We start from the raw sequence: 26,660 nt of genomic DNA, 5'->3' as shown, positions 1-26,660 counted from the left end.
TCGCGTTGAGCATCGTGAAACGCCTGCGCAAGCAGGCGTTTTTATTTCTATTAACCCGAAATTACTCCGCCGTTCCGGCATAAATATCAAAGCGATGTCCTTTGGTCACCACCGCGTTCGGCGTTGCCACGTCCGCCAGCGGCGGCGCGTAGTCCGGGCGCTTCACCACCACGCGTTTGGTGGCTAACCGGCGCGCGGGTTCAAGCAGGCCATCCGCATCGAGATCCGGCCCCACCAGCGACTGAAACACGCGCATCTCTTTTTTCACCAGCGCGCTTTTCTGCTTATGCGGGAACATCGGGTCGAGATACACCACCTGCGGGCGCGGCGTAATATCGGTTAACGCGGTCAGACTCGAGGCGTGAATCAGTTGTAAACGTTCCTGCAACCACGGGCCAATTTCCGCATCGGCATAGCCACGCGCCAGGCCGTCGTCGAGCAGCGCGGCAACCACCGGATTACGCTCCAGCATCCGCACGCGGCAGCCGACGGAGGCCAGTACAAACGCATCGCGCCCCAGCCCGGCGGTGGCATCAACCACGTCCGGCAGGTAATCGCCTTTGATGCCGACGGCTTTCGCCACCGCTTCGCCGCGACCGCCACCAAACTTGCGCCGGTGCGCCATCGCCCCGCCGACAAAATCGACAAAAATACCGCCAAGCTTCGGCTCGTCGCGTTTACGCAGCTCCAGATGTTCCGGCGTCATCACCAGCGCCATCAGGTTGTCGTCATCGTGCTCAAGCCCCCAGCGGGCGGCAAGAACAGATAAGGCGCCGTCTCCGGCGCCCGTTTCATCCAATAAACAAATTTTCACGCGAACAATCAGCCCTTGATGCCGTAATGCGCCAGCATGGCATCGAGCTGCGGTTCACGGCCACGGAAGCGTTTGAACAGCGCCATTGGCTCTTCGGAACCGCCACGGGTCAGGATGTTATCGAGGAACGACTGACCGGTTTCACGGTTGAAGATGCCTTCTTCTTCAAAGCGAGAGAACGCATCCGCGGCCAGCACGTCGGCCCACAGATAGCTGTAGTAACCCGCTGCATAACCGCCGGCAAAGATGTGGCTGAAGGCGTGCGGGAAGCGGCCCCAGGTTGGGCCCGGCACCACGGCGACCTGTTTCTTAATTTCCGCCAGCGTCTCGAGGACTTTCGCCCCCTGCTCCGGGTTGTACTGCGCGTGCAGGCGGAAGTCGAACAGGCCGAACTCCAGCTGGCGCAGGATAAACAGCGCGGCCTGATAGTTTTTCGCCGCCAGCATTTTATCCAGCAGTTCCTTCGGCAGCGGTTCGCCTGTTTCATAGTGGCCGGAGATAAACGCCAGTGCTTCCGGCTCCCAGCACCAGTTTTCCATAAACTGGCTCGGCAGCTCGACCGCATCCCATGGCACCCCGCTGATGCCGGAAACACCGGCCGTTTCGATGCGGGTCAGCATGTGATGCAGGCCATGACCAAATTCGTGGAACAGGGTGATCACTTCGTCGTGGGTGAACAGCGCCGGTTTGCCGTTCACCGGACGGTTAAAGTTACAGGTCAGATAGGCGACCGGTTTTTGCAGCGTGCCGTCGGTTTTACGCATCTGGCCGACGCAGTCGTCCATCCACGCCCCGCCGCGTTTGTGCTCGCGGGCGTACAGGTCAAGGTAGAAGCTGCCGCGCAGTTCGTTATTTTCATCGTACAGCTCGAAGAAGCGTACTTCCGGGTTCCAGACGTCAACGTCGGTACGCTCTTTGGCGGTAATCCCGTAAATACGTTTTACTACTTCAAACAGGCCATTAACGGCTTTGTTTTCAGGGAAGTACGGGCGCAGCTGTTCGTCGCTGATACTGTACAGATGCTGTTTCTGTTTCTCGCTGTAGTAAGCTATATCCCACGGCTGCAGCTCATCAACGCCAAATTCGGCTTTGGCGAAAGCACGCAGCTGGGCCAGCTCTTTTTCCCCCTGCGGACGGGCGCGTTTCGCCAGATCGGTCAGGAAGTCGAGCACCTGCTGCGGGTTTTCCGCCATTTTGGTGGCGAGTGATTTAAAGGCGTAGCTTTCGAAGCCCAGCAGCTGTGCCAGCTCGTGACGCAGCGCAAGAATCTCTTCCATCACCGGGGTGTTGTCCCACTTACCCGCGTTTGGCCCCTGGTCTGAGGCGCGAGTGGAGTAGGCGCGATACAGCTCTTCACGCAGAGCCTGGTTGTCGCAGTAGGTCATGACCGGCAGGTAGCTCGGGATATCCAGGGTCAGCAGGTACCCTTCCTGCTCTTTAGCTTCGGCCTGGGCCTTCGCTGCCGCCAACGCGCTTTCCGGCATCCCGGCCAGCTCGCTTTCGTCCGTCACCAGCTTGCTCCAGCCCATGGTGGCGTCGAGCACGTTGTTGCTGTACTGGTTGCCCAGCTCGGACAGACGAGTGGCGATTTCGCCGTAGCGCTGCTGTTTCTCTTTCGGCAGGCCGATACCGGACAGCTCGAAATCACGCAGCGCGTTATCGACCGCTTTTTTCTGCGCCACGCTCAGGGTGGCGTAGTTGTCGCCGTCGCGCAGGTCGCGGTAAGCCTTGTACAGCCCCTCATGCTGGCCAACCCAGGTGCTGTATTCCGACAGCAGCGGCAGCGTCTGCTCGTAGGCCTCACGTAGTTCCGGGCTGTTTTTGACCGAGTTTAAGTGGCTAATTGGCGAGAAAATACGCCCCAGAACATCGTCCACTTCCGCCAGCGGCTGGCAGAGGTTTTCCCAGCTATATGGCGCGCCCTGTGCGACTACACGCTCCACATTCTCGCGACAGTCGTTCAGTGCTTTAGTTACAGCAGGGACAACATGTTCGGGCTGAATCCGGGAAAACGGCGGTAGTTCGAAAGGGGTCAGTAATGGATTGGTCATATGCGCTGTCCTGGTCTAAGAAAGAAATGAAGCGCTCAACGGCGCTTTAGCGATAGATCTAGAATGGGGGATAGTTGGGGGAATTTCAATGATAGCGCCGGAGGTTATCCTCTTAACGGGTGATAGCGGTAATCTCGGCGGATCTGCGGTAAACTATCGGTTATCTTGTTTAATTCCCGGAATATCCGCATCCATGCTCAGTTATCGCCACAGCTTTCACGCAGGCAACCACGCCGACGTCCTCAAACACACCGTTCAGAGTCTGATCATTGAATCACTGAAAGAGAAAGAGAAGCCGTTTCTCTATCTGGACACCCACGCTGGCGCAGGCCGCTATCAGCTGAGCGGCGAGCATGCCGAAAAGACCGGGGAATACCTGGAAGGCATCGCCCGCATCTGGCAACAGGACGATCTGCCTGAAGAGCTGGTGCCGTATATTTCGGTGGTTGAGCACTTCAACCGCAGCGGCCAACTGCGTTACTACCCTGGTTCTCCGCTGATTGCCCGCCAGCTGCTGCGTGAGCAGGACAGCCTGCAAATGACCGAGCTGCACCCGAGCGACTTCCCGCTGCTGCGTTCTGAATTCCAGAAAGATAACCGCGCCCGCGTAGAACGCGCCGACGGCTACCAGCAGCTCAAGGCGAAGCTGCCGCCAGCCTCCCGCCGCGGCTTGATTCTGATCGACCCGCCGTACGAAATTAAAACCGACTATCAGGCAGTAGTGAGCGGCATCAGCGAAGGCTACAAGCGTTTTGCTACCGGCACCTATGCGCTGTGGTACCCGGTGGTGCTGCGTCAGCAAATTAAACGCATGATCCACGACCTCGAAGCGACCGGCATTCGCAAAATTCTGCAAATTGAGCTGGCGGTTCGTCCGGACAGCGACCAGCGCGGCATGACCGCCTCCGGTATGATCGTCATCAACCCGCCGTGGAAGCTGGAAGCACAAATGAACAACGTGCTGCCGTGGCTGCACAGCAAGCTGGTTCCAACAGGCATCGGTCATACGCTGGTGAACTGGATCGTGCCGGAGTAATCGCAGGCATCGGTGGAACCTATCAGTTTCAGGTATACAATCGCGAGTATTTTGGCGGGGAGCATGAGGCTCACCCGCTCAACATTGAACGTTTGAGGAGCGGCCATGACCAAACATTACGACTACATCGCCATTGGCGGCGGCAGCGGCGGTATCGCCTCAATCAACCGTGCGGCCATGTACGGCCAGAAGTGCGCGCTGATTGAAGCCAAAGATCTGGGCGGTACCTGCGTTAACGTCGGCTGCGTGCCGAAAAAAGTGATGTGGCATGCCGCGCAGATTCGCGAAGCGATTCATATGTATGGCCCGGACTACGGTTTCGACACCACCATCAATAACTTTGATTGGGACAAACTGGTTGCCAGCCGCACCGCGTACATTGACCGTATCCATACCTCTTACGACAACGTGCTGGGTAAGAATAAAGTTGATGTGATCAAAGGCTTTGCGCGCTTCGTCGATGCCAAAACCATCGAAGTGAACGGCGAGACGATCACTGCCGATCATATCCTGATCGCCACCGGCGGCCGCCCAAGCCATCCGAACATTCCGGGCGTGGAATACGGTATCGACTCCGACGGTTTCTTCGAACTTCCGGCGCTGCCGAAGCGCGTGGCCGTGGTGGGCGCAGGCTATATCGCCGTTGAGCTGGCGGGCGTCATTAACGGCCTGGGCGCAGAAACTCACCTGTTCGTGCGTAAACACGCGCCGCTGCGCAGTTTCGACCCGTTAATCGTCGAGACGCTGGTTGAGGTGATGAACGCCGAAGGCCCGCAGTTGCACACCAACGCCATTCCAAAAGCGGTGGTCAAGAATGCCGACGGCAGCCTGACGCTGGAGCTGGAAGACGGCCGCAGCCAGACCGTCGATTGCCTGATTTGGGCGATTGGCCGCGAACCGGCAACCGATAACTTCAACCTCGCGGTAACCGGCGTGGAAACCAACGATAAAGGCTATATCGTCGTTGATAAATTCCAGAATACCAACGTGCCGGGCATTTATGCCGTAGGTGATAACACCGGCGCCGTTGAGCTGACGCCGGTCGCGGTCGCCGCTGGCCGTCGTCTGTCTGAGCGTCTGTTTAACAACAAGCCAGACGAGCATCTGGACTACAGCAACATCCCGACCGTGGTCTTCAGCCATCCGCCGATCGGTACCGTTGGCTTAACCGAGCCGCAGGCACGTGAGCAGTACGGCGATGATGCTGTGAAGGTCTATAAATCCTCCTTCACCGCCATGTACACCGCCGTCACCTCTCACCGTCAGCCATGCCGTATGAAGCTGGTCTGCGTTGGCCCGGAAGAGAAAATTGTCGGTATTCACGGCATCGGCTTCGGCATGGATGAAATTCTGCAAGGCTTTGCCGTGGCGCTGAAAATGGGCGCGACCAAGAAAGACTTCGACAATACCGTGGCGATTCACCCTACTGCCGCGGAAGAGTTTGTCACCATGCGCTAAGGCGCGTGGCCCGAACGACAAAAGCCAGACGAAAGTCTGGCTTTTTTTATGACGCGTCATCGGGAAGCGCCGATAATCAGAACCGCCAGCTTACCCCGGTCAGCAGCGTAAAGCTGTCATCCCTGTCGACCATCGGGCTGTTTTTAATTTCATCCGGCAGTACGCTATAACTGGCGTTGGCCAACAGCATCAGGTTGCGGGTCAGCGGGTATTTCAACGTCAGCCCCACGTACGGCATCCAGCTATCCCCGGGCGATCGCGCCGCCAAACCGCTACGGCGGGACTCAGCCCCCGACACGCCATAGTAGTAACGGTTAAAGCTGTCATCATAGTAATAGACACCCACGGCAGGCGTAATAGACAGAGCCCCTAACGGCAACACGCGGAACCAGGACAGTTCACCCACCCAACCGTTGCTGTTATCCAGCACATCCGCTGCGGCGGACAGCTTCAGGCTCCCCCACTTCTCATGGTGATACCATGCCGCACCGGCCATCGCAGTACTGTTACGCTTGTCCAACTGCTTCATGGCGCGATCGTCGTTATCCGACGGGTCAAACGTCAGCGGCAGCCATGATGCCGTCAGGCTAACTTCGTCACGTTTGTTTTTAAACAACGCGTAGCCCAATGTGGTCTGGCGAATATAAAAAGAATTGCCTTCGTAATTTATAATGGGTACCGCATGGGTATTTTCATTATATCCGCGATAAACCGACTCATTATATATTACACCCGCACCGACAGATAAATTACCCGCCGTGGCATTTGCGATAAATGAGAGTGACAGAAGCAACATCGCCGTACGCTTAATTGACATTCCTGAGGTTCCAACCTAATATCATATCCTGATAGCAAATATGATAATGGTCGTATTTATATCGCTGCAATCTCAATATTTATATAGCACTATATCAACTTATATATACAGAGCCAGGTGATGAAAAAACTCCAGATTAAACCACAGGAATTAAAAATAATTTCGGTGATTGCAGCCAGCGAAAACGTCAGCCATGCCGCCACTATACTCGGGATGGCGCAGGCCAACGTAAGCAAGTATCTTGCTGATGTTGAATCAAAAATTGGTTTAAAGATCTTTGAGCGCACTTCCCGAAAGCTGTCGTTAACGCGTTTTGGCGAGTCGTTACTGCCCTACGTCAACGACCTGTTGGAGAAGGAAAATCAGCTGAATAATTTCATCTCTGATTATAAGCATGAGAAAAATGGCCGCGTCACCATTTACTCGCCAACGATGATTAACGCCTATTTAGCGAAAAATGTGGTCAACACAATTAAAGATATTGGCAACATTACGCTTAGTCTAAAAACCTTTAACCTTGAGCGTAAATCCTTCTACGAAGGTTCCGATTTTCCAGAAGATTGCGACATATTACTTTCCTGCGTGGGTCCAAAAAATGAATCACTGGTTGCCAACTTTATTACGAAATATGCGGTCAGCGCCTATGCCAGCACACAATACCTCAAGGAACATCCGCTTAACTCTCCAGAAGAACTTGAACAACACTCCTGCATCCTGCTGGATTCGATGATGATTGATGATGCCAATATCTGGCGGTTTAGCCGTGCGGGCAGCCAGGAAGTGCGGGATTTTCGTGTCAAAGGCCACTACGTTTGCGATAACAGCCAGTCAGCGTTGGAGCTGGCGCGGCATGGTTTAGGCATCGTCTTTGCGCCTAAAAATAGCGTACAGGCAGACATTCAGGCCGGTGTGTTAGCCCCTTGCTTTGCCGAACAATACGAGTGGTGGCTGGATCTGGTCGCTATCTACCGCAAGCGTGAATATCAGCCATGGCGGGTTCAGTTTATCCTCAATGAGGTACTGGAAGAGATTCGCCGTCAGGTGGCATAGCCCGACAAGCGACACAGGCAGACTATCCGCGGAAGAGCGTTTATCGATTTTATACTTCATCCTTTGAGCTCTACCGCGAATCACCGACTTTCCTCAGATCTGTTCAACTTACTTTCTTCATATTAAAAATGGGATACTCAGGGAAAATAACCCGCATTAATTATATTAATAACCAATAATAAGTATAGACCAAGTACTTTATTATTGACGTTTTACAATCACGCCATCGCATCCGAAATATGTTATTTTGTTAGCGCACTTAATTAATGCAATTGCCAGATTACCCATCCTATATAGACATAAACATGCGCACGACATAACCATTCGCGCCGCTATAGATTACATTCAGGATAGGGCGCTTCGCGCGCTGCGGATACCAAAGATGACGAATATCGCTACCTCTCTGGAAGAAAAATCACTGCTGATTTTCAACCACCTCAATAAAATGGATAAATTCTGGAATACCTATTCCATGGAGCTTATCACCCAAATCACCGCCTCCGAGCGCATGTATCATCACCAAATTCAACCCAGCGAAAAAGGTCGCTTAAGCATCAGCGTATTTAGCGGTGTTAATATTAATATCATCCGCTCAAGCATGTTTGGTGAAATCCAGATCCAGTTTGAGGTCGAATCCGGGACGTTGGGGCGTATTGAGCTCCCGCCAGCCTGTATCGACGTGCATGGCAATCTTGATCGCTGCATTCCCGTTCAGGATAAAACCGGGGTCTTTACGCACTATCTCGAACGCCTGCAGGTGGTCTACGACACTCTTTTAGCGCTGTCAGCAGAAAAGGCGTAAACCATGATCGTCAGGCCAGAGCAAAGCTGGCTGCGTAAATTATTCTCATGGCGCGGCTCCATCATGCGAAAAATCTCGCCTCAGCTTTGCTTCTTTATCATGCTCAACATCGCCTATCTGTTTGTGCTGCCGCTATTGCATCTGCACGGCATTATTGCGAAGGAAAGCTCGTTCTATTTCATCGGCATCTCTATTTCGATTTCGGTGTTTCTCGGCTTTCGCAACAACACGGCGTGGCTTCGCTACTGGGAAGCTCGCAAGCTGTGGGGAGATTTGCTGATTGTCAGCCGCTCGTTAATGCGTGAAGTTATTAACACCACCAATACCAGCGCAGAAGAGAAAAAAGTGGTGCTGGATTTGATCGTCACCTACTGCACCACGCTGAAAGCCAAGCTGCGCCACGGACCGGTGCCGATTTCCCGGGCGCTGGACTACCAGCACCTTACTACGCCCTGCAACGCGCTGTTGCAAAACGTGGGGCAGTGGCTGTATCAGCATCGACCAAATGATTTTGTGTACCGCAATTTCAACCACTATCTGAATCAGATGAGTACCATTCAGGGCGGCTGCGAGCGCATCAGCAACACGCCAATCCCTTATGCCTATTCGCTGCTGCTGCATCGTACGGTAGGGATTTTTTGCGCCGTGTATCCGCTGCTGCTGATTCACGACTTTGGCGTTTTGACGCTGCTATTTTCCATTTTCACCACCTACGCGCTGCTGGCTCTCGACGCGATTGCCACTGAGCTGGAAGACCCTTTTGGTACGGAAGATAACGACTTGCCGCTCAATGCCATTTGCAACGCGATAGAGATAGATCTGCGGGAGATGGTCAAAGACAGCCTCATCCCGCCAAAACTGAAACCGGACGCGCACTATCGTCTGCTGTAATCGCATTGCGTGACGCGAGATGCGTGGAGGTTACGGGGTGTACCATCCGTCCCATCGCGCGTCACGCATCCTTCTTAACGAATCACCTCATAGATAGATCGCTGTATCAGCAGCCATTTTTTACTTTCCGCATTACCCGTAGCCTGATTGCGCCGCTGCGCGTTATCCACCGCCTGCCGCTGGCGGGCCACGACCGCCGGGGTCGTACAGAAGGTCTGAAGATAGGATTTCCGCACCGTATTAAGCGGCGCGCCCTGTGACATCTCGTGCGTAAGGGTATTGATAAACCGTCGGCAGGGCTTCGGCTCGTCCATCTGCAGGCGGTAGCGTAAGAGCAGATTGAGCACCGTTTGATGACCAGCGGACATCGCCAGATCGGTCCAGGCCAGTTGCCAGTTCATCCCGCCGCGTAAAAAGAGTTCGGCCACCTCAATATTATTGCTGTCGATCGCCGAACGCAGCGCATTACTGTCCCAAAGAATCCCGCGCCGAGCCAGAATTTCACGGGGCGAAGGCGTCGCACGCGCCTCCGCAGCGGTCGCCTGTTCTTCAATCGGCGAGACCGCAGACGGCACCACCTCTGGCGTCGCGGTGAGAAGCCAGATACCGCCCAGCGCCATCACCAGCACGGTTACGCCGACCGCGCCCCACAGCACGGCTGCAATAATGCGTTCTCGCGTATCGGCACGCTGTCGCGTTTTCTGCGACAGCCGCTCGATGCTGTCGGGAATGGGCCGACCATCCAGACCGTAGGCACGCGCATAGTCATGCACCCGCTCCCAGAACTGCTGGACCTCAGCGCCGTCTGCGGCCATCAGGCTGGCGGGATTAACGCGGGTGCGCCCCTGCTCATAGGCGCGCTGAACCGGCGCGGCAATCTGCTGCGCGTATAGGTCCAGCAGCAGGCACTCCATTTCCCCCAACGTCCGATGGGCCAGTACCGAATTTCGCATCCGCCGGATGTCATCAAGAAACAGATGCAGCGTTAAGCGCTGCTCAACCAGAAACGTCAGCGCGGTCGCATAGTTGAAGAACGAAGTAAAATGGCGGGAGAATGTTTTCTTATCGACAAGCAACAGCGCCATCTCGCTGAAGGTCATGCCGTCAAGCATCTCGCCCGACGGGCTTCGCGAGTGCCAACGGGTGCACGCTTGCGGCCCGAACTGCGACTTCAGAAAATGATGCAAATGCGGTTCATCAGGCCAGGCCTCGCCGATCAGGCCGCGGATAGTCAGCTCAACGGCCCGAAGCTGGCGCAGCGCTGGCTCCTGAAGCTGTTCGCCGTCACTGGCATAGCCGGTGTTGAACATGAGCAGAGGCTGCTGCTGTTTGATTTGTTCCAGCGTTACGACAAAGCGCAGCGCCGCAATCAACTGGTTCTCCGTCGCCCCTTGCCCGTGTTCATACGAGGGGATCCCCTGCTGAAGGTGGCGCAGTTGCAGCATAAATTCACTTAGCTGGCTGTCGTTGATGCCGAGGCGTTGGGCGACGGCGCCCCAGCCACCGAGATTCAGCCGGGCCTGATCCAACTGCTCCAGAAACCAGCGGGGATCTTTACCCTCCGTCACACGGAGCTTAAGCAGGGTGAGTATTTCAATGGAGGCCTGGCGAATAATGCTCAGGCAATGCTCAAAGTGCTGACCAACCTGACGCGACGACGTCGACATCTTCACGTTCCTTCACCAACAGCAAGGCCGTTTCGCCTTAGGGTTAATATGTTATTTTTCTGTTATTTTTGTCGTTACACCATAGACGAAATCAGGCAAATTAACAGTCCTGTGCCCCCACTCAGAATGTGAAATTATGATCGCGCTCACCACCGAACGTTTAGTCTGCACACAGCTTGTCGACCGCGACTGGCCCTTCTTTCTCGCCCTTCAGCAGCACCCGCAGGTGATGCGCTTTGTGGCGGACAAACGCAGTGAGAGCGAGATCCGCGCCGCCTTTGATTCCCGACTGCCTCACTGGTCGCCCGGTGAGGCGCACTGGCTCTGTTTGCTGGTTCGCGACAGGCAGAACGCGGCGCTTGGCATCACCGGCTATATTCATCGCGACCATGACTGTGCGGAAGTGGGATTTTTATTCGCCCCTGAGTCGCAGGGCAGAGGCTACGGCACTGAATCACTGCGTGCGGTGTGCGACTATGCCTTTAGCACCGGCGGTATTCGTCGGCTCACCGCGACGGTCACGGCGGGCAATATGGCCTCACGCCGCACCCTGGAAAAACTCGGATTCCGTCTTGAAGGCGAGCTGCGCGAGAGCTATTTCCTCGCCGGGCAGTGGCACAATGACTGGCTATTTGGCCTACTCAGCCACGAGTATGATAATTCACCGTCATCCGGCCAATAGGCGGGTGAGCCCCGCTCTTTTACACTTCTCGCGTTACCGGGAGAGAGAGCATCATGAGCACAGACATCACCATGCCGAGCCGACAGGGTTTGGCATTTATTAAGCGTTTTCAGGGACTTTCGCTGGAGAAATACCGCGATGCGGAGGGGTTTTGGGTGATTGGCTATGGGCATCTTATTCATGACCGGGAACGCTTTGATACGCTGTTAACCCACCCGCAGGCAGAGGCGCTGTTTGAACGGGACGTGGAATATTATCGGCAGGTGCTTCTTCAGTGCATCAACGTACCGCTGGAACAGCATCAGTTTGACGCGCTGCTGTCGCTGGCCTTTAGCCTCGGGCCTGAGGGCGTTCAGCTATCACCGATAACACAAGAGATTAACCGCCAGGATTTTAACGCCGCGCTGGCCGAGTGGCTTCGCGCAGGAGAGCAGGAGAGCAGCCTGGCGCGCCAACGCCAGGCTGAAGCCGCGTTATTCCAGACCGCCTGGCTGTAAATCCTGGCGATGATTAAGCAGCATCGCCGCCTGGGTACGATTCTTCACATCCAGGCGGCGATACAAAGACTCCAGGTGGGCTTTCACCGTTCCGGCGCTAATATTCAACGTCCGGCTAATCTCTTTATTGGTTTCTCCGTTCGCCAGCAGGGTTAATATTTCTCGCTGACGCTGGCTTAAGTTATCCAGCCCATGTCTCGTTTGCTCATACTCCATCCGCCAGTCGCCCGGCAGGCAAATTAGCCCACGCATCACGCTTTTGATGGTTTGTACAAATACCTCTACGCTGGCATCGCGCGGAATAATCGCCTGCACATTAAATGCCATCATATTGCTGAGCCAGGCCTGGTTATATTCATTGACGATGATGATACATTTAGACTCCGGAAACTGCTGAAACTTCTCCTGCAACAACCACTGGCAAAATCCGGGATCCATTCCCCCATCCAGAATGAGCAGCGCATCCGGATGCTGTAACAACTGCCGCCACAGGTCATCGGCCTGGTTGACGGCACAAACATCAATCCCTGGAATGTGTTCCTGTAAGCTAATTTTCATTCCATGAATAAATATTGACTGCCTGTCAAACATGACTACCTGCATAACGGTTTCCCCATTAAAAAAATAAACTGTTCTTAATGACCGGAAGAGTAATCCTCGCGGCATGAAATAAGAACTCGCCGTTTGGCCAGGGGCATTTTACGTAGATAATCGGCGATCTAAACATCATAATTATGAATAATTACAACCCTGAGAGTGCCATTACGCATTCACATAACTCATCACATCATGATTAAGGAAAAACTGAGAGGAAGGGCTAATGATAAATATTATTTGGCGAAATGTAGATTACCGAAGGAAAAATAGAAAGCGCAAAATGAAATAAGCCCGAATTCGGACTTATTTCAGCACAATATGAAAAGTGCGTAGCGATTACAGGAACATCCCACCCGAAACTTCAATACGCTGCGCGGTCATCCAGCGCAGATTGTCGCTGAGCAGGGCGGCGATAGCGTCGCCGATATCGTCCGGCAGGCCGACACGGCCTAGCGCGGTTTGCGAGGCCACGTATTTATTCAGCTCTTCGTTGTCACGCACGCGCCCACCGCCAAAGTCGGTTTCAATGGCCCCTGGCGCGATACTGTTGACGGAGATTCCCCGCGCGCCGAGTTCTTTTGCCTGGTAGCGCGTGAGGACCTCCATCGCCCCTTTCATGGACGCGTAAGCCGCGTAGCCCGGCAGTGCAAAGCGCGCCAGCCCGGTCGAAACGTTAAGAATGCGCCCACCGTCAGCCATCAATGGCAGAAGCTGCTGGGTGAGGAAGAACGGCCCCTTAAAATGAATGTTCATCAGCTCATCGAACAACGCTTCCGATGTCTCGGCAAACGGGGCATAAAGACCAATACCGGCGTTGTTCACTAAATAATCAAATGTCTCCCGACCCCACACCTGCTTAAGCTGCGTTTTCACCTGCCCGGCAAATGCGGTAAAGCTCGCAGTTTCGCTGACGTTCAGCTGCAATGCCACCGCTTTCGCCCCTGTTTGTTCCACTTCGGCGACAACCTGCAGGGCAGCATCACGTTGGCTGTTGTAGGTAAAAATAATATCCGTTCCCTGTGCGGCGAGCTTCAGCACTGCATTTTTTCCCAATCCACGGCTGCCGCCGGTCACAATCGCAATACGCTGGTTCATAGGAAACCTCATTTCAGGTGGTGTGTACGTTGAGAACAAGCTTATTAGGTGATAAAAGAACAATAAATACTGCTAATTACGCTTCACTGTCTCACTTACGACAACAATAGGTCATTCTGATGGATAAAATTCACGCAATGCAGCTATTCATCCGCGTGGCCGAACTGGAGAGTTTTTCCCGTGCGGCCGACACGCTGGGCCTTCCTAAAGGTAGCGTATCGCGACAGATTCAGGCGCTGGAGAATCACCTTGGCTGCCGCCTGCTGCACCGCACTACCCGCCGCGTGCTGCTGACGCAGGACGGGATGGTCTACTTTGAGCGTGCTAAAGATCTCCTGAGCAATCTTGATGAGCTGGACGGCATGTTCCAGAACGATCCCAGCAGCATCAGTGGTCGATTGCGGGTGGATATGCCGGTCGCTGTCGCCCGGAATGTGGTCATTCCCCGCCTGCCCGACTTTTTGCAACACTATCCCGGTATCGAACTGGAACTCAGCAGCAGCGATCGCCTGGTGGATGTGATTCGCGAAGGGTTTGACTGCGTGGTACGCGTCGGTACGCTGAAGGATTCGGGACTGATTGCACGCCCGCTCGGTAAGCTCACCATTATCAACTGCGCCAGCCCGGCGTATCTCGCCCGCTTCGGCTATCCGGAATCACTGGAAGATCTCAGCAGCCATGCGCTGGTACACTATGCGGTAAACCTCGGCGTGCGTCCGCAAGGCTTTGAAGTGGCAAGGGATACCGGAACGCAATGGGTGAAAACCGGCGGAGTGCTGACGGTGAACAGTACCGAAACCTACCATGCGGCCTGTCTGGCAGGGCTGGGCATCATTCAGGTTCCGCGAGTTGGCGTCCGCGATGCGCTCCGCGACGGCACCCTGGTGGAAATTCTGCCGCAGTATCGGGCGGAACCAATGCCGGTATCGCTGATTTATCCTCACCGCCGCAACCTGTCGCGCCGGGTGCATGTGTTGATGGAGTGGTTAACCGAGGTGCTGCGCGACTATGTCGATTGAATCTGGCACCGGGTCCGGTTGGGGCAAACAGCACCGACTCCGCAGAACCCTCTATACTTAAGTAAAAGCAATAAAAAGGAAATTTCCCCTGATGACGTCGGAAAACAACGACAAACGTCTACAGCAAAAGGCCAGCAAAGCGCTGGATACCGTCACCAGCACGGCGCAGAAGATTCAGCGCCGCCCGGTCATCGCCCACCTGATTCGCGCCGCCGAGCGCTTCAATGACCGAATGGGTAACCAGTTCGGTGCGGCGATTACCTACTTCTCATTTTTATCGATGATTCCGATCCTGATGGTGTCGTTTGCCGCCGCCGGTTTTATCCTCGCCTCACATCCCACGCTACTTCAGGATATTTTCAATAAAATCCTCAACAACGTCAGCGACCCGACGCTGGCCGCGACCTTAAAAAGCACCATTAATACCGCCGTCCAGCAGCGTACCACCGTCGGCCTGGTGGGTCTGGGGATTGCCCTCTACTCTGGCGTGAACTGGATGGGTAACCTGCGCGAAGCGATTCGCGCGCAGTCGCGTGACGTCTGGGAACGCACGCCGCAGGACCAGGAGGCCATCTGGGTAAAATACCTGCGTGACTTCGTGTCGCTGATTGGCCTGTTGGTTGCGCTGATTGTCACGCTGTCCATCACCTCGGTGGCCGGTTCCGCCCAGCAGATGATTATCTCCGCGCTGTACCTCGACAGCATCGAGTGGCTGAAACCCGCCTGGCGACTGATTGGCCTGGCGATCTCTATCTTCGCCAACTACCTGCTGTTCTTCTGGATTTTCTGGCGTCTGCCTCGCCATCGTCCGCGTAAGAAGGCATTGATTCGCGGCACCTTTATTGCCGCCATCGGTTTTGAAGTGATTAAAATTATCATGACCTGGACGCTGCCAACGCTGGTGAAATCGCCTTCCGGCGCGGCGTTTGGTTCAGTGCTTGGCCTGATGGCGTTCTTCTACTTCTTCGCCCGCCTGACCCTGTTCTGCGCCGCGTGGATCGCCACCGCAGAATACAAAGATGACCCGCGCATGCCGGGCAAAACCCACCGTTAAGCCTACCGCTGGGCTGAAAATTTCAGCCCAGACCATCGTTTCAGCATATAAATCCAGTCCGTAACTTTTATTTAACCAAAAACCAGTTTTATCCTCTAAGCTTTAAAAAATGTGAAGCATTTCATGGATGCCAATTTCCTGGTATAAAAATTATCCACTTTTTCACCTTCTTTGCCTCATTTTACAATCCTGTTACAGATTGAAATGTCGCTTTTGCTATGTCTAATATGGCCTTTCGTTCGCTATACATATTAGAAAACACTATGACCAGCACAACACTCGACAACGAACAGGCAACCGCTCCGGTTAACTCGCGTAACAAAGTCGTCGTGGCTTCGCTTATCGGCACCGCCATTGAGTTTTTCGACTTCTATATTTACGCCACCGCGGCGGTGATCGTCTTCCCGCACATCTTCTTCCCGCAGGGCGATCCGACGGCGGCCACGCTGCAATCGCTGGCAACCTTCGCCATTGCCTTCGTCGCCCGCCCTATCGGTTCCGCGCTATTTGGTCACTTCGGCGACCGCGTTGGCCGTAAGGTGACGCTGGTTGCTTCACTGCTTACCATGGGGATCTCCACCGTGGTGATCGGCCTGCTGCCGAGTTACGAATCCATTGGCATTCTGGCGCCGATGCTGCTGGCGCTGGCGCGCTTTGGCCAGGGTCTGGGGCTGGGCGGCGAATGGGGCGGCGCGGCGCTGCTGGCGACCGAGAACGCCCCGCCGCGTAAGCGTGCGCTGTACGGCTCGTTCCCGCAGCTGGGCGCGCCGATTGGCTTCTTCTTTGCGAACGGCACTTTCCTGCTGCTCTCCTGGCTGCTGACCGACGAGCAGTTCATGACCTGGGGCTGGCGCGTGCCGTTTATCTTCTCGGCAGTGCTGGTGATCATTGGCTTGTACGTTCGCGTGTCGCTGCATGAAACGCCGGTATTCGCCAAAGTGGCCGCCGCGAAGAAACAGGTGAAAGTGCCGATGGGCACGCTGCTCAGCAAACACGTGCGCGTGACGGTCCTCGGTACCTTTATCATGCTGGCAACCTATACGCTGTTCTATATCATGACCGTCTACTCGATGACCTACAGTACCGCCGCCGTGCCACACGGTCTGGGTTTGCCGCGTAACGAAGTGCTGTGGATGCTGATGCTGGCGGTGATTGGCTTTGGCGTAATGGTGCCAATCGCGGGCCTGCTGGCGGACCGTTTTGGTCGCCGCCCTAGCATGATCGTCATTACCAGCCTGATTATTATTTTCGCGCTGTTCTTCTTCCAGCCGCTGCTGGGCTCCGGGAACCCGGCGCTGATTATGCTGTATCTGTTGGTGGGCCTGAGCCTGATGGGCCTGACCTTTGGCCCGATGGGAGCGCTGCTGCCGGAGCTGTTCCCGACGGAAGTCCGTTATACCGGAGCCTCCTTCTCCTACAACGTGTCGTCGATTCTGGGCGCATCGGTCGCGCCGTATATCGCGGCATGGCTGCAGTCGAACTATGGGCTGGCCGCCGTTGGCATCTATCTGGCCTGCATGGCCGCGCTAACGCTGATTGCGCTGCTGTTAACTCATGAGACGCGCCATCAGTCGCTGTAATTGATTTGCCGGATAGCGGTGCCACAGCGCCCTATCCGGCCTGCTCCTTCTTACTTCTTCATCTGGGTCAGAATAGTCCGGCACTGGTTTGCCTCGCCTTCGGAGGGGGAAATCAGCGCCAGCAGCGCGGCGGCCGGCGTGACCAGCGTCGCCAGCGCCGCAGCGACTGCGCCGCGGGCGATAAGCGGCCCCGCTTTCACCCCAGCCTGCGGATTCTTAAAGGTGCCGCGCACGTACAGCGGCGAGCGCAAGGTAATAATGCGTATGCCTTTACTTTCCGGGTCGATGGTTAAATCCAGCTGCTCAGAGGCAAAGCTCGCCGTTCCGCTAATGCTGATGAGCGCGTTTTCAGTATCGAAGGCGAAAATCTGCGGGCGCGCCACGCCGTTGACGATGTCGAGATTGGCCGCCGCACAGTTCACCCGCACTTCATCGTCGCCAAAAATCTGCCCGACAATGTAGTTACCGACGTTCAGCCCGACGATCTCCATCAAGTTGCGGCTGATTAAGCCGTCGTTCATCAGCAGCTTCAGGTTGCCGTTGCTGTTGCCGAGCAACGCCGCCACAGAGTTACCGGTTCCCCGAAGCTCGGCATCGCCGTTCATCTCACCGAGCGTTTTCTGCATCAGTTCAACGTCCGGCATCAGTTCTTTCAGCTTCAGGCGGCGGGCCTGAATATCCGCCCGCCCCTGCATCGGCTTTTTATCCCCTTCCAGATGAACGTTGGCGTTGATGCTGCCGCCCGCCAGGCCAAGCTTCAGCGGCTGCAGACGCAGGTCGGCGTTCTTCAGCACAATATGGGTGGAGAGATCGCTAATCGGCAGGCTGCTGCCGTGCTCAATACGTCGGCCCTTGAAGCGCACGTCGGCATCCATCACGTTCCATTTGTCGGTTTCAAAGCGGTCATACGGCAGCACTTTGTCGGCGGGCTGAATGCTTTTCTCGCCCTTTTTCTGCTCCGCACGCTTCGACTGTTCCGCGCCTTTGCCGGAATCAACGCCAATCAGCGGGCCTAAATCCGCCAGCCGCAGCTGGCGCGACTCCAGATCGCCCTCCAGCTTCGGACGCGGCTTACCGGTGGTGTAGCTGAGCGAGCCGTGAATATCGCTATCACCAATCCGCCCGTTAAAGCCACGGTAATCAAAGACCGAAGACTTCTGCGTATCGATTTTCGCCACCAGCCGACCGTCGGTCTCAAACGGCGGCGTATCGGGCAACAGCACGCCGGTCAGGTCATACAGATCCGCCAGCGAATCGCCGGAAAATTTCAGCTGCAGGTCGACGCCGCCCATTTTCATCGGGTCATTCACTACCCCGGCAAACGCCACCCGGGTATTACCGGAACGGAAATCGGCCTGCACCGGGAACGAGGCATCCGCGCCGCGCAACGCCAGCATGCCGCCAATTTTCCCCGTGCCGCTCAGCGGTTCGCCGTTATAGCGCCCTTTCGCCTTCAGTCCAAAAACGTAATCTTCCACATTGGATTTTTCGTTTTTACCTTTAGTGCCCGTCACCTCACTAAACGGCAGCGGCTTGCCCAGCGGATCGACGAGGATCTCGATATCCGCCTTGCTAACCTTGTCATCAATCGCGATCCGCCCCTGGTCGAAGAGAATATTGTCGAGGCGGAAAGACCAACTGGAGGGCTGTGCGTTGGAATCCGGCTGTTTGTCCCCGGCGAGATTAAAGGTCCAGTTATTGTTTTTTTCTGACAGGCGAATCAGCCGCGCATCGGGTTTCACCAGTTTAACCCACGGCAGCCAGACGGTTTTGGTCAGCAGCGCCAGCGGCGCGAGGGTGGCTTCCACGCGGGGGAGATGGACCATCGTTTTATCGGGGATGTCTGGCGGATTGCCGAGCGTAATATCTTCCGCATGGACGTGCGGCCACGGTATCCAGCTTCGCCAGCCGGTTTCCTGTTTCTGGCGCTCCCACACCACGCCTAAATCACCGTGGATAGCGAACGGACGGTTAAGTTCTGTAGAGACTTTCTGGTTGATGGTCGGTTTGAGTCGGTTCCAGTCAAAGGTCGCTATCACCACGATGAGTACGACGATCAACAACAAGAAAGTCCCTGCTACTGTGGCGGTAATTTTGCCTGCTCTGGTCATATTCTGCTTCCTCGCTTCTTCCCTTGCCTGTCCTAAAGATAGACCAGACAGATGGAATTACCGGAAACAGCCTGATTCAAAGGGACAAAAACACGTCTTCAAGATGAGCAAAAGGTATTGGACGAGAAAGAAAATAGCCCTGCGCCGCATGTGCTGGCGACTGCTGCACTTCACGCCACTCTTCCAGCGTCTCCACGCCTTCCACGATCACCCCTTCACAGTAGCGGTTCATCAGCTCCAGAAGCAGGATGAACAGCTTGCGGCCTTCCGGGGTTTTGCGCAGCATGATGAACAGATCGCGCGCCACCTTGATGTAGTCATAGCGCACTTCGTTCAGCGCCGAGAAGTTGGCCATGCCGGTGCCAAAATCATCCAGCCACAGCGGGCCGAATTCACACAGCGAGGCCACCGAAGAGTCCTGCGGCAGCGGCATATGTTCTACCAGCTCGAAGCGCAGCCACGGCAGCGTTTCAATCATCGTTCTCAGTATCCGGTCCTGGCGCATTTCCAGCAGCGTCGGCGCATCGACGTTAACCGAAGCCAGCACCTTATTCTGTTCAAAAAATGATTTCTTTTTTGCCAGCATCGCCACCTGTTCTTTGATGACGTGGATCCGCTGACCGATAGAGACTGCGGCGAAGTAACGATCCGGGGCAATACGTTTTTGCGGTTGAGAGGGATGGGTCACTATCGTTAGCACTTCGATCGCCATCAAGCGGCCTTGCGTGGTGTAGATAGGCTGGTAGGTATAGACGCGCTCACACTCTTGCCAATAACGCAGCTGCTGTAGGCTTTCTGGCTCCGTATCAGGAACTCTCGCCCGCTGGCTCACCTGCTTTAACGTCATTTAAGCTTCCTGTGAATAGAGGGTCTGAGGGTCTGGTGTTTAGGTTATCGGCGTCGCCATTGAGAACTTTATGTCCATCGTGGGCATTTTATTTTTCCGTATTGCTGACAAATACGTCGTAACACGCGCTAGCTCAAAAAAAATAATGGAACGTTGTTTTAATATAGTTGACCATCGAATAGCCACAGCGCACACTACGAAAAATTTACCGAATCAGGTTGATGACTATGTCCAAAAAAATTGCCGTGATTGGCGAATGCATGATTGAACTGTCCGAGAAGGGCGCACAAGTTAACCGCGGCTTTGGCGGCGACACCTTAAATACGTCCGTCTATATCGCGCGTCAGGTCTCCCCTGCAGAACTCAGCGTCAACTACGTGACCGCGCTGGGTACCGACACATTCAGCCAGCAGATGATGGACGCCTGGCAGGCAGAGAACGTCAAAACTGACCTGATTCAACGCATGAGCGACCGCATGCCGGGCCTGTACTACATCGAAACCGATGATACCGGCGAGCGCACCTTCTACTACTGGCGTAACGAAGCTGCCGCTAAATTCTGGCTGGAGAGCGAGCAGTCTGCCGCCATCTGCGAACAGCTGGCGAGCTTTGACTATCTCTACCTGAGCGGCATCAGCCTGGCGATTTTAAGCCCGGCCAGCCGTGAAAAACTGCTGGCGCTGCTGAAGCAGTGTCGCGCGAACGGCGGTAAGGTCATCTTTGACAACAACTACCGTCCGCGCCTGTGGGCAAGCAAAGAAGAGACGCAGCAGGTTTACCAGCAGATGCTGCAATGCACCGATATCGCATTCCTCACGCTCGATGATGAAGACGCGCTGTGGGGCGAGAAGCCGGTTGAAGAAGTCATTGCCCGTACTCAGGCCGCTGGCGTGAACGAAGTGGTGGTGAAACGCGGCGCAGACTCCTGCCTGGTAGCCATCGCAGGTGAAGCGCTGGTAGACGTGCCGGCGGTTAAACTGCCGAAAGAGAAAGTGGTGGATACCACGGCGGCAGGTGACTCGTTCAGCGCAGGCTACCTGTCCGTGCGCCTGACCGGCGGCGATGCAACGGCGGCAGCAAAACGCGGCCACCTGACGGCGAGCACCGTGATTCAGCATCGTGGGGCGATTATTCCGCGCGACGCAATGCCTGCGTAAAGTTTCGGGTATGAAAAAACCTCTTCCGGTTGGGAGAGGTTTTTTTTCGTCTGGAGGATGGGAGAGGAAGTTTCCCCTCACCCCGGCCCTCTCCCCAAAGGGGCGAGGGAGAAAAGCAGAATGTGCGTGGGAGAAAATCGGACGTCAGCATTTGCACGATCGGTCCCCTCTCCCCGTTGGGGAGAGGGTTAGGGTGAGGGGGCATGCACCGGGCAAATTACTGCGCCGGTGGAATATCCGTCACATCCTGATGACTTTCATCCACTGCCGCCGCCGACTCCGTCTTCTCCGCCAGCATGATCTTGCCCCAGGTATCCTGGAGATCCTTCATATTGAACTCAGGCTCGCCGGTTGGCTGCTGTAAAATCAGCGCCATATCCTGCGAAAGCTGCTGACGCAGATCCTGATTCAGCATCTCCACCGTCAGCGAGTCGAGAAAACTCTGGCGCAGCTTCTGGTACTGCTCCGGCGCGATATCCACCACCTGATTTTGCAGCGAACGCATACGCTGGCTAATCAGCACGTCGGTATCCATGCGCGCGTAGGTCGCAAACAGCTTTTGCAGCTCCAGCTTTTTCTGCGCCACCAGCGCATCAAACTCATCCTGCGGCAGGCCATTATCACGAACGTTAGCCAACTCACGCGCCACCAGCCCCAGGTTGTTTTCCAGCTTTTCACCCGGTGAGTCCAGATTGATGCCGCACTGCGCGCGCAGGTACAACACGCGGCAGTCGAAGCCCAGCCCGATATCCTTGGTGTTGGTACGGCTCAGCTTCTGCTGAACATGCCAGAACAGCGCCTCACGGGAGAGATCGGCGCGCCAGTAGCGCAGGAGCGCTGCCGATTCACGGATTGGCGTCCACGGCGCGTCCCACATGATGGATAAACGATCCTGACGCACCGCGTTGGTCATAATGCTGACCGCTTCCGGACGCAGCGGCGACAGCGTCGGCAGCGCTGCTGGCGTTTCACGTTTGCCCTTCAGCTCGCCAAAGGCTTTGCTAATCTGTTCAATTGTTGCGCGACTGTCGACGTTGCCTACCACAATCAGCGTCATGGCGTCCGGGGTGTACCATTTCTGATAGAACTCGGCGACCTGCTTCGCATCCACCGGCATTTTCAGTGGTTCAGCCGGGTCGTGACCCAGCATCGTCGACCCCTTCAGGCGATAACGCCACCAACCTTCTTTGGTATCCTGCGGCCAGGTCGCGACCATATCCTGCACGCTCAGCGCGTAATTCACGCTTTCCTGGGTGATGTTTGGTTTGCCCAACGAGCTGGCCAGCCAGTTCAGCGCCTCTTTTTGCAGATCGCTGCGGTTGTTTGGCAGGCTCAGATTAAAGCGGGTGTAGTCATACGAGACGACCGCAGGAGGCTGCGGGCGTTTTGGGTCAATACCCTGCTGCCACATCGAGCGCGCCTGCATGGTTGGCAGACTGCCGCTTTGGGTCAGCGCAATACGAGGAATAAGGTGGCTAAAGCCGGTTTGCTGAGCGCTTTCATTCAGCGAACCAATATCAATAGAGAGCCGGATTTCTACACGGTCACTCGGGCGCTGCGGTGTGGCAAGCACCTGCCACTGGAAGCCATTAGACAACGTACCTTGTTGCCAGGCCGGGTCCGGCTGGAGCGCTTCTGCCTGCACATAGCTGGCCGCTGCCATCATCAGCAAACCACCGGCTAAAAGTCGAATTGTTGTGCCCTGCATGTGAACCCCTGATGAACGTTCCTGGTTACAAAGACAACCGCCATAGAGCGATTGCCTAAAATAATGAAGTAAATACGTCAGTTAGACCACACGATCGCAAAAACGTCACATGGCTCAGAAAAATAAAATGCACGACAGCCATAGGCTAGCACGGCCCATTCATGACGCCGCCTAATTATGCGCAGGAGCCCGCACTCCAGCAAGGGAGTACGGGCGTAAGTGGGAGGATTAAGAGGATAATTCGTGCGGTTTTTTCGCAGTCGGACGGTTATTGAGCACGTCGTCCATCTGCTGAGCGTCCAGCTGTTTCACACGTTTCGCGACCACGATAGTCGCCACGCCGTTACCAATCAGGTTGGTCAGCGCGCGCGCTTCGGACATAAAGCGGTCAATACCCAGAATTAAAGCCAGACCGGCTACCGGTAAATGACCCACCGCAGAGATAGTCGCCGCCAGCACGATAAAGCCGCTCCCGGTGACACCGGCCGCCCCTTTCGACGAAAGCAGCAACACCACCAGCAACGTCACCTGATGGAAAATATCCATATGGCTGTTGGTCGCCTGGGCGATAAAGACCGCCGCCATCGTCAGGTAAATCGAGGTGCCGTCGAGGTTAAATGAATAACCGGTAGGAATAACCAGCCCCACCACCGATTTACGGCAACCCAGTTTCTCCATTTTATCGAGCATACGCGGCAGCGCGGACTCCGATGAGGAGGTGCCCAGCACAATCAGCAGTTCTTCTTTGATATAGCGGATAAATTTGAAAATGCTGAAGCCGGTCGCGCGGGCGATAGAACCCAGCACCACCACCACAAACAGAATACAGGTGATATAGAAGCAGATGATGAGCTGGCCGAGCTGCACCAGCGTGCCTACGCCGTATTTACCAATGGTGAAGGCCATGGCACCGAAAGCGCCGATAGGCGCAAGGCGCATGATCATGTTGATGATGCCGAAGATGACCTGCGAGAAGCTTTCAATGACGTTGAAAATCAGCTGGCCCTTGTTACCCAGGCGGTGCAGCGCAAAGCCAAACATCACCGCAAACAGCAGCACCTGCAGGATGTTACCGCTCGCAAAGGCGCCAATGACGCTCGACGGAATAATATCCATCAGGAAGGGGATAATCCCTTGATCTTTCGCCTGTTCGGCATACATGGCGACCGCTTTGGCATCCAGCGTCGCCGGGTCAACGTTCATCCCGGCGCCGGGTTGAACCACGTTCACAATGATCAAGCCAATAATCAGGGCGAGAGTACTGACCACTTCAAAGTACAGCAACGCCACTGCGCCAGTGCGGCCAACCGCTTTCATGCTTTCCATGCCAGCGATCCCTGTTACTACGGTACAAAAGATAACCGGCGCGATAATCATTTTAATCAGTTTGACGAAGGCATCGCCGAGCGGTTTCATTTGCGCGCCCAATTCCGGGTAATAGTGACCGAGCAACACGCCGATCACTATCGCCGTTAACACCTGGAAATAGAGGCTTTTGAAGAAAGAGGTTTTCATAGGATGTCCTTAAGCTATAGCCACAGGAAAAGTAGGGTTTATTTTCACCTGTGAGCACAAAATAACATCCAAGAAACATAATCGAAATATTTGTACGTTGATTTGATATTTAATTGTTAAATCTTTGAGCTGACACGCACAATTGCTATGTTCAGTAACTCGGTAACAGCGATTTCTCCTGGCCAAGATAATCCTGCTCGAACACCTCCGGCGGTACCGCACGAGCGAACAGAAAGCCCTGCAACACATCCACACTCGCCGCACGCAGCCAGGCATATTGTTCTTCATTTTCAACGCCTTCAGCCACCATCTTCAGATTGAGGCTACGCCCCAGCTGGATGATGGCCGATACCATACTGGCGTCTTCCGGCAGCGTGTCGATAAAGATTTTATCAATCTTCAGGATGTCGACCGGTACCGACTTCATATGTTGCAACTGGCGCAGCCCGGCGTAGCCCATGCCGAAGTCATCCAGCGCAATCCTTACCCCGGCGTTACGCAACGGACGCAGGATCGCCACCGCGGCTTTCGGGTCGTCGATACGGCGGCTTTCGGTCACTTCCAGCACCAGCGTGCCGGGCGCGATGCGGTAGCGGTTAAGCAACGCCAGCATGTCGGAGACCATATCGTGGTGTAGCAACTGCAACGCGGAGATATTTACCGACAGCGGCAGCATAATGCCGCGCGATTGCCACACCGCCAGCTGGCGGCAGGCCTCTTCCAGCACCCAATGGCCGACGGTGACCATCAGGCCACAGGACTCAATGCTATCGATCAAATCGTTGGGTAACGCCCAGCTACCGTCCGGCTGACGCTGGCGCAGCAGCACCTCGGCGCTACACACCTTGCCGGTGGCAGTATCCACCTGCGGCTGAAGCCAGATAGAAAACTGTTGCGTATCGAGCGCCGTCAGGATATCGCTCTCTTCAGTCAGCCGTTTCTGCGCCTTGATCATCTGTTCAGGGTCAAAGAACTCGATCTGGTTTTTGCCCTTACGGCGTGCGGTAAAGGCGGCGGAGAGTGAACGTCGGTAGAGCTGCTCCGCCGTCAGACCATCGTTAGACATGGCGATACCAATGCTGGCGCTCGGGCGGAGCTGAATCCCCTGCAACGGTAAACGCTCATTCATGATAGTAAGTACTTGCTGACTTAATGTAATGGCGTGCCACGGCTCTTTAACGCCGTAAGCCAGAATAGCGAAGTCATAGCCGCTGACCTGCGCCAGCACCATACGCGGCGAGATCACCTGTTTAATCTTCTCGGCGAGCGTCAGCAGCAGCATTTCGCGCTGCGCCTCTTTCAGTACGCCTGCGGTGTCCTGCAGGGTTTCGCAGGCAATCGCCAGCAGCGCCACCGGCGTTTTGCGCGCCAGACTTTGCTCCAGTAGCCCCAGCAAGAACGCTTTGTTCGGCAGGTCAGAAACCGGGAATCGGGTCGATTGGCTGCTCAGTTCGTCGTACTGGCGTAACAGGGCCTGCTGGTTACGGTTATAGCTGCGGACCAACGTGCCAATTTCATCATCATGGTGCAGGCGCGGCAGCGTCAGCTGATGCCCGATGCGGTCCGCCCCCGGTAAGTCGTGAATCTCATAGGCGATACTGCGCAGCGGCCTGACGATAAGCCGGTTAATACACCAGGTCAGGGCAACGGTCAGAATCAACACCAGAAGAAAGTAAGCGGTCACTATCGTTGCCAGCGCGCTCATCACAAACTTATACATACGCCAGGAGTCGGCCTGGAGCACCAGATAGGCCAGCGGCTGCGGGTTTGCCGGCCGTTCAAGCGAATAGAGCGGCAGCGATATCTGCACCGGCAGTTCGAAAATACGGGTAATGCTCACCGGAACGGGGCGTTCCGGGATAAAGCTCATGCGCAGCGCCTGAAACTGGTTTGGCAATACCACGTCCGCCCGGCTAACAATACCTGACGGCTGAATACGTCCAAGAATGGACTCTGCTTCCGGGATATCGGCCTTAAGGATGGCGGCGGAAAGGGGTTGGCGCACCGAGCGCGCGATACTCTCTAATTGCGTAGCCGTGTTATAGCGATCCTGCTGCACAAAATGGAACAGCAAAATAAAGCAAAAGATGAACAAAAACAACATGGTAACAACAGCAACCATAGCCATTTGTTTTATAGTAAGTGAACGGCTGACGCGCAAAAGAGCTCTCCACAGGTACGAACGTATTGCTCAGGCATTGAGAATAACGAG

Annotated in this window: 21 protein-coding genes and 1 pseudogene; 11 read left to right on the top strand and 11 right to left on the bottom strand. The window is 55.2% G+C overall.

Going from position 1 to position 26,660, the window contains the following annotated elements; translation table 11 throughout:
• Positions 1-61 precede the first annotated feature (61 nt).
• Both rsmJ and prlC read right to left on the bottom strand, forming a co-directional pair.
• Positions 62-814, bottom strand: coding sequence for a 16S rRNA (guanine(1516)-N(2))-methyltransferase RsmJ (gene rsmJ / locus K7B04_RS06695; RefSeq protein ID WP_064541283.1), 753 nt, complete (start codon positions 812-814; stop codon positions 62-64).
• An 8-nt stretch (positions 815-822) separates the two neighbouring features.
• Positions 823-2,865: an oligopeptidase A gene (gene prlC, locus K7B04_RS06690; RefSeq protein ID WP_223803733.1), complete on the bottom strand. Its 2,043-nt coding sequence runs from the start codon at positions 2,863-2,865 to the stop codon at positions 823-825.
• A gap of 193 nt (positions 2,866-3,058) precedes the next feature.
• On the opposite strand from prlC, the gene K7B04_RS06685 reads away from it, so the two are divergent.
• Positions 3,059-3,901: a 23S rRNA (adenine(2030)-N(6))-methyltransferase RlmJ gene (locus K7B04_RS06685; protein WP_064541271.1), complete on the top strand. Its 843-nt coding sequence runs from the start codon at positions 3,059-3,061 to the stop codon at positions 3,899-3,901.
• A gap of 105 nt (positions 3,902-4,006) precedes the next feature.
• On the top strand, positions 4,007-5,359 hold the full coding sequence (gene gorA / locus K7B04_RS06680; RefSeq protein WP_167574874.1) for a glutathione-disulfide reductase: 1,353 nt from the start codon (positions 4,007-4,009) through the stop codon (positions 5,357-5,359).
• Positions 5,360-5,435: 76 nt separating this feature from the next.
• On the opposite strand, the gene K7B04_RS06675 is transcribed toward gorA, so the two are convergent.
• Entirely contained in the window at positions 5,436-6,176 is a 741-nt protein-coding gene (locus tag K7B04_RS06675; RefSeq protein ID WP_163446814.1) for a MipA/OmpV family protein, read from the bottom strand.
• Positions 6,177-6,296: 120 nt separating this feature from the next.
• On the opposite strand from K7B04_RS06675, the gene K7B04_RS06670 reads away from it, so the two are divergent.
• The 3 genes from K7B04_RS06670 (at position 6,297) to K7B04_RS06660 (ending at position 8,919) form a co-directional block, all read left to right on the top strand.
• Positions 6,297-7,226: a LysR family transcriptional regulator gene (locus tag K7B04_RS06670; RefSeq protein WP_163446816.1), complete on the top strand. Its 930-nt coding sequence runs from the start codon at positions 6,297-6,299 to the stop codon at positions 7,224-7,226.
• 382 nt (positions 7,227-7,608) lie between these two features.
• Positions 7,609-8,028: a hypothetical protein gene (locus K7B04_RS06665; RefSeq protein WP_163446818.1), complete on the top strand. Its 420-nt coding sequence runs from the start codon at positions 7,609-7,611 to the stop codon at positions 8,026-8,028.
• Between the two features lie 3 nt (positions 8,029-8,031).
• Positions 8,032-8,919, top strand: coding sequence for a bestrophin family ion channel (locus tag K7B04_RS06660; protein WP_163446820.1), 888 nt, complete (start codon positions 8,032-8,034; stop codon positions 8,917-8,919).
• 74 nt (positions 8,920-8,993) lie between these two features.
• Here the strand turns inward: K7B04_RS06660 and K7B04_RS06655 are convergent, their stop codons facing one another.
• The gene (locus tag K7B04_RS06655; protein ID WP_223803732.1) at positions 8,994-10,586 is read right to left on the bottom strand and encodes an STY4199 family HEPN domain-containing protein; all 1,593 of its coding nucleotides are present in this window, start codon (positions 10,584-10,586) and stop codon (positions 8,994-8,996) included.
• A 136-nt stretch (positions 10,587-10,722) separates the two neighbouring features.
• On the opposite strand from K7B04_RS06655, the gene K7B04_RS06650 reads away from it, so the two are divergent.
• Both K7B04_RS06650 and K7B04_RS06645 read left to right on the top strand, forming a co-directional pair.
• Positions 10,723-11,268, top strand: a complete 546-nt coding sequence (locus tag K7B04_RS06650; RefSeq protein WP_223803731.1) for a GNAT family protein — start codon at positions 10,723-10,725, stop codon at positions 11,266-11,268.
• 53 nt (positions 11,269-11,321) lie between these two features.
• A complete protein-coding gene (locus K7B04_RS06645; protein ID WP_223803730.1) occupies positions 11,322-11,765 on the top strand; it encodes a lysozyme in 444 nt (147 codons plus the stop codon).
• Here the strand turns inward: K7B04_RS06645 and K7B04_RS06640 are convergent.
• Together K7B04_RS06640 and K7B04_RS06635 are read right to left on the bottom strand one after the other, a co-directional pair.
• Positions 11,742-12,368: a response regulator transcription factor gene (locus K7B04_RS06640; protein ID WP_163446828.1), complete on the bottom strand. Its 627-nt coding sequence runs from the start codon at positions 12,366-12,368 to the stop codon at positions 11,742-11,744. The genes K7B04_RS06645 and K7B04_RS06640 overlap by 24 nt on opposite strands.
• Before the next feature lie 330 nt (positions 12,369-12,698).
• Positions 12,699-13,457, bottom strand: coding sequence for an SDR family oxidoreductase (locus tag K7B04_RS06635; protein ID WP_065356390.1), 759 nt, complete (start codon positions 13,455-13,457; stop codon positions 12,699-12,701).
• Positions 13,458-13,576: 119 nt separating this feature from the next.
• Here K7B04_RS06635 and K7B04_RS06630 point away from each other — a divergent pair, with 119 nt between their 5' ends.
• The 3 genes and pseudogenes from K7B04_RS06630 (at position 13,577) to K7B04_RS06620 (ending at position 17,110) form a co-directional block, all read left to right on the top strand.
• On the top strand, positions 13,577-14,476 hold the full coding sequence (locus tag K7B04_RS06630) for a LysR family transcriptional regulator (protein WP_065356389.1): 900 nt from the start codon (positions 13,577-13,579) through the stop codon (positions 14,474-14,476).
• Between the two features lie 124 nt (positions 14,477-14,600).
• Positions 14,601-15,530 (top strand): annotated as a pseudogene (gene yhjD / locus K7B04_RS06625) (inner membrane protein YhjD); the annotation flags it as partial.
• A gap of 263 nt (positions 15,531-15,793) precedes the next feature.
• Positions 15,794-17,110: an MFS transporter gene (locus K7B04_RS06620; protein ID WP_163446830.1), complete on the top strand. Its 1,317-nt coding sequence runs from the start codon at positions 15,794-15,796 to the stop codon at positions 17,108-17,110.
• Positions 17,111-17,160: 50 nt separating this feature from the next.
• Here the strand turns inward: K7B04_RS06620 and K7B04_RS06615 are convergent, their stop codons facing one another.
• The gene (locus K7B04_RS06615) at positions 17,161-19,221 is read right to left on the bottom strand and encodes an AsmA family protein (protein WP_163446832.1); all 2,061 of its coding nucleotides are present in this window, start codon (positions 19,219-19,221) and stop codon (positions 17,161-17,163) included.
• A 76-nt stretch (positions 19,222-19,297) separates the two neighbouring features.
• Positions 19,298-20,068 carry a cyclic-guanylate-specific phosphodiesterase gene (pdeH, locus tag K7B04_RS06610; protein ID WP_223803728.1) on the bottom strand — a complete coding sequence of 257 codons (771 nt, stop codon included), beginning with the start codon at positions 20,066-20,068 and terminating at the stop codon, positions 19,298-19,300.
• Positions 20,069-20,295: 227 nt separating this feature from the next.
• Between pdeH and K7B04_RS06605 the strand changes: the two genes are divergently transcribed.
• Positions 20,296-21,225 (top strand): sugar kinase, encoded by a 930-nt coding sequence (locus K7B04_RS06605; protein ID WP_223803727.1) that lies wholly within the window; start codon positions 20,296-20,298, stop codon positions 21,223-21,225.
• Between the two features lie 217 nt (positions 21,226-21,442).
• Here the strand turns inward: K7B04_RS06605 and K7B04_RS06600 are convergent, their stop codons facing one another.
• The 3 genes from K7B04_RS06600 to hmsP form a co-directional block, all read right to left on the bottom strand.
• A complete protein-coding gene (locus K7B04_RS06600) occupies positions 21,443-22,933 on the bottom strand; it encodes a pitrilysin family protein (protein ID WP_163446838.1) in 1,491 nt (496 codons plus the stop codon).
• A 228-nt stretch (positions 22,934-23,161) separates the two neighbouring features.
• On the bottom strand, positions 23,162-24,448 hold the full coding sequence (locus tag K7B04_RS06595) for a dicarboxylate/amino acid:cation symporter (protein ID WP_163446840.1): 1,287 nt from the start codon (positions 24,446-24,448) through the stop codon (positions 23,162-23,164).
• Positions 24,449-24,599: 151 nt separating this feature from the next.
• The gene (gene hmsP, locus K7B04_RS06590) at positions 24,600-26,609 is read right to left on the bottom strand and encodes a biofilm formation regulator HmsP (protein ID WP_223803726.1); all 2,010 of its coding nucleotides are present in this window, start codon (positions 26,607-26,609) and stop codon (positions 24,600-24,602) included.
• Between the last annotated feature and the right edge of the window lie 51 nt (positions 26,610-26,660).

It is taken from the genome of Kluyvera sp. CRP (genome assembly GCF_019930565.1).
GTDB lineage: Bacteria > Pseudomonadota > Gammaproteobacteria > Enterobacterales > Enterobacteriaceae > Kluyvera > Kluyvera georgiana_A.
This window is presented reverse-complemented; position numbering and strand designations above follow the sequence as displayed.